Consider the following 3140-nt stretch of genomic DNA (forward strand, 5'->3'; position numbering starts at 1 on the left):
GCGCCGTATGTCGCGCGGGGCGTCGTCCCACGGGCCCGCCGGGCCCGGTGAGCGGTCGTCAGCGGCGGCCGCGCAGGCGGCCGAGAAGGCGCCGCGCCTGGGCGCGCTTGTGGGGGTCGGCGGCGGCCCGGCGGACGGACGCCGCCGCGCCACGGGCCTGGGGGCCGCGGGCGAACCGCTTGATGCGGGCGATCAGTGCGGTCATGGGATTCTCTCCTCCGATCGAAAGGGCGGGACGGATACCGCGGAACGGGTCGTCGGCTACCGGAAGAACGCCAGGTAGTAGTCGACGAGCCGCATCCGGTGCGGCTGTTCGTCGTCCCGGTCGTGGTCGGGGCCGGGTTCGAACGGCGGTGCCTGCTCGATCAGCCGCCTGGAGCAGCCGATGCGCAGCGTCTCCCCGCCGGGGTCGACCGAGGTCACGACGCCGGCCGGCACGACGACGCGCCTGTCGGGGATCCAGGGGCTCGTGTCGACCACGACATGGCCGCGGCCCGCCGTGGGCTCGTGCGTGTCGACCGTGCCGACGAACCCGTCCGTGGCCTCGACCCGGTACCCGGTCAGGTCCAGGTGCGCCGCGGTCTCCCCGTAGGTCCACATGTCGTGCGCCATCTCCACCGCCTTCCCTGCCACCGGGGGCGGGCGCCCCCGGGCTCCGGTTCCTGGACTCCGTGTTGCCCGTCGCGGCCGTCTCACACCCCGGAACCCTCCGGGGTGTGAGGCCTCTTCGGGCCGAGACGGCTCGGGGCGTACCTTCCTGAGGTCCCCTCAGCCCGCCGGGCGCGGGTCGTCGGCGTCCGGCGCGGGCGGTACGGGCGGTGCCGGCGCGGCCGCCCGGGTCGTGTCCGCCGGTCCCGGCCGGGGCGAGGACGCCTCCCCCGCGGGGGCGCCGCCCACGGACCCCGTCAGGGCGAGACCGAGCGTGACCAGGGTCGCCGTCACGGCGCGCGCGCCGACGCGGCGCCCCGGCCGGCCGGCCGCCGTGCCCGGTTCCCGAAAGGCGGGGGCGGCGCCCCGGACCCTCCCGGGGGAGCCGGGTCCGGCGGTGCGCGGTTCGGCGAGGACCCGGGCGCAGGCGGCCGCGTCGGGCCGGGCCCCGGGGGACCGGGCGGTCATGGCCGTCAGCAGGCCGGCGAGCTCCGGGGGCAGGCCGGGCGGGAGCACCGGGGGCCGGTTCAGGTGTGCCAGCGCCGCCTCCAGCGGCGTCCCCCCGTACTCCGCCTCGCCCTTCAGCGCTTCCAGGAGCACCAGACCGAGGCTGTAGACGTCGGCCGCGGGCCCCGCGTCCCGGCCGAGGGCCTGTTCGGGCGCCATGTAGGAGGCGGTCCCGACGAGCGTGCCGGCGCTCTCGGACGCGGCGTCCGCGGGCTCGTCGAGGCGGCGGGAGATGCCGAAGTCCGAGAGGTGGGGGGCGCCCGCCCGGTCGAGCAGGATGTTCGACGGTTTGACGTCGCGGTGGACGACCCCGCGGGCGTGCACGTGGGCGAGGGCCGAGGCGAGGGCGGTGCCCGTCCGGCAGGTCTCGGCGGGGGTGAGGGCCGCGCGGGCTATCCGCTGCCGCAGGGTCGTCCCCCGGACGAGCTGCATCACCAGGAAGGGCCGGCCGTCGTCGCTGCCCGTGTCGTAGAGCGTCACCAGGCCGGGATGGTGCATGCGGGCCAGGATCCGGGCCTCCTGACCGCACTGCACGTCGGTCCGGCGGGCCTCCGACGGGCGGAAGACCTTCACCGCCACCGGGCGGCGCAGCCGCAGATCGAGCGCTTCGTACACGTCGGCCGCGCCGCCGCGGCCCAGCGGACGGTCGATCCGGTAGCGGCCGCCGACGGCGCGGGCCGTCGGCGTGGGATCCGGACGGACTTGCCTCGCACGCACCTGCATCGGGGCTCCCTGGGGGTGTGGCCGGCCGTTGCCGGCGGGCCGGTCGACGGGTGGACGGCCCGCCGTCGTACGCGCGGGCTCGCGGCTGACGCGTGCCCCGTCGATCCATGAACATCCCCCGGAGGAGGGCGAGAAGAGGGGAGGGCGTGGTCGCGCGGGGCCGGGGGAGGGGCGGGCGCGGGCGCTCTTCGGACGCGGCGGAATGTTCCCCGGAGACCCGGGTACGCGGACGCTGTCCAACCCGCATGGGAGGAGCATCCGTGGGACTGGGACTGTTCATCATCATGATCGCCGTCGGCGCCATCCTCACCTTCGCGTCCGACTGGGAACTCGACGCGGTCGACCTCGATCTGGTCGGCCTGATCCTCATGGCGGTCGGCATCCTCGGAACCGCCGTGTACACGAGCGTTCTTCGCCGCCGCCGGATGGTGGTACCGCCCGTGGCGCCCACGGTGACCGAGGACGACCGGCGCGACCTGCTCTAGCGGTCCGCACGACGGCGCCGCGCGACACCCGAACACAGCGACAGAGGAGTGACAGAGATGACCGATCACCTGTGGTCCTACCACGCCGAGTCCGGCCGCCTGGCGGGCACCGACCTCACCGGATGGCGGGTCGAGGCGTCCGACGGGCACATCGGCAAGGTGGACAAGCACTCCGACGAGGTGGACGACTCCTACCTGGTCGTGGACACGGGCGTCTGGATCTTCGGCAAGGAGGTGCTGATCCCGGCGAGCACGGTGACCCGGGTCGACCTGGACGAGCACACCCTCTACCTGGCCCTCTCCAAGGAACAGGTCAAGGACGCACCCGAGTTCGTCTCCGACAAGCACCTCGCCGACACGCAGTACCGCGAGGAGATCGGCCAGTACTACCGCGGGGGCGGCTGGCCCTTCCCGGGCGGCGTCAGCGGCCTCTGACGGGCCGTCGGGGACGCGCGGGACGGATCCGGCCCCGCGGGGCCGGACGCGCGGGCCCCGACGCGCGGGGGCACATGACGGCGTGGCAGGGGTGACAGGAGTCGAACCTGCGACATCCGGTTTTGGAGACCGGCGCTCTGACCAGCTGAGCTACACCCCTTCGGTGTGGAGGAAGCCTCTCATTCCGACCGGGGACGACGCCACTGGATAAAACCCGGAATGCCCGCGTGAAGCGCGGGTAGGCGGGTGGAGGAGCGCGATGACCGCCTCCCCGCCGCCGCCCCGCGACCACCCCCCCGTCGCGGCCGGCGGCCATGCGACCGCCCCGCACCGGCCCCCTCC

5 protein-coding genes and 1 tRNA gene are annotated in these 3140 nt (G+C 75.1%); 2 read left to right on the top strand and 4 right to left on the bottom strand.

All coding sequences use genetic code 11. The features are described 5' to 3' along the window. Positions 1-58: 58 nt before the first annotated feature. The 3 genes from ACFQ8C_RS36800 to ACFQ8C_RS36810 all read right to left on the bottom strand — a co-directional run bounded on the left by ACFQ8C_RS36800 (position 59) and on the right by ACFQ8C_RS36810 (position 1878). Complete coding sequence (locus ACFQ8C_RS36800; protein WP_383466287.1) at positions 59-205, bottom strand: hypothetical protein; 147 nt, start codon at positions 203-205, stop codon at positions 59-61. A gap of 56 nt (positions 206-261) precedes the next feature. Further along, positions 262-612: a PRC-barrel domain containing protein gene (locus tag ACFQ8C_RS36805; protein WP_383466289.1), complete on the bottom strand. Its 351-nt coding sequence runs from the start codon at positions 610-612 to the stop codon at positions 262-264. Between the two features lie 156 nt (positions 613-768). Next, on the bottom strand, positions 769-1878 hold the full coding sequence (locus tag ACFQ8C_RS36810) for a serine/threonine-protein kinase (RefSeq protein WP_383466290.1): 1110 nt from the start codon (positions 1876-1878) through the stop codon (positions 769-771). Positions 1879-2138: 260 nt separating this feature from the next. On the opposite strand from ACFQ8C_RS36810, the gene ACFQ8C_RS36815 reads away from it, so the two are divergent. Both ACFQ8C_RS36815 and ACFQ8C_RS36820 read left to right on the top strand, forming a co-directional pair. Next, entirely contained in the window at positions 2139-2363 is a 225-nt protein-coding gene (locus tag ACFQ8C_RS36815) for a DUF6458 family protein (RefSeq protein WP_383466292.1), read from the top strand. Positions 2364-2420: 57 nt separating this feature from the next. Further along, a complete protein-coding gene (locus ACFQ8C_RS36820; RefSeq protein WP_383466294.1) occupies positions 2421-2798 on the top strand; it encodes a PRC-barrel domain-containing protein in 378 nt (125 codons plus the stop codon). 83 nt (positions 2799-2881) lie between these two features. On the opposite strand, the gene ACFQ8C_RS36825 is transcribed toward ACFQ8C_RS36820, so the two are convergent. Beyond that, a tRNA-Trp gene (locus tag ACFQ8C_RS36825) sits at positions 2882-2958 on the bottom strand. Between the last annotated feature and the right edge of the window lie 182 nt (positions 2959-3140).

Origin of the sequence: Streptomyces sp. NPDC056503, from assembly GCF_042794995.1 — a bacterium.
Taxonomy (GTDB): Bacteria; Actinomycetota; Actinomycetes; order Streptomycetales; family Streptomycetaceae; genus Streptomyces.

Coding starts and splice junctions, on each gene's coding strand:
- ACFQ8C_RS36810 (WP_383466290.1), bottom strand. CDS start 1,878: ATGCAGGTGCGTGCGAGGCAAGTCCGTCCGGATCCCACGCCGACGGCC.
- ACFQ8C_RS36805 (WP_383466289.1), bottom strand. CDS start 612: ATGGCGCACGACATGTGGACCTACGGGGAGACCGCGGCGCACCTGGAC.
- ACFQ8C_RS36820 (WP_383466294.1), top strand. CDS start 2,421: ATGACCGATCACCTGTGGTCCTACCACGCCGAGTCCGGCCGCCTGGCG.
- ACFQ8C_RS36800 (WP_383466287.1), bottom strand. CDS start 205: ATGACCGCACTGATCGCCCGCATCAAGCGGTTCGCCCGCGGCCCCCAG.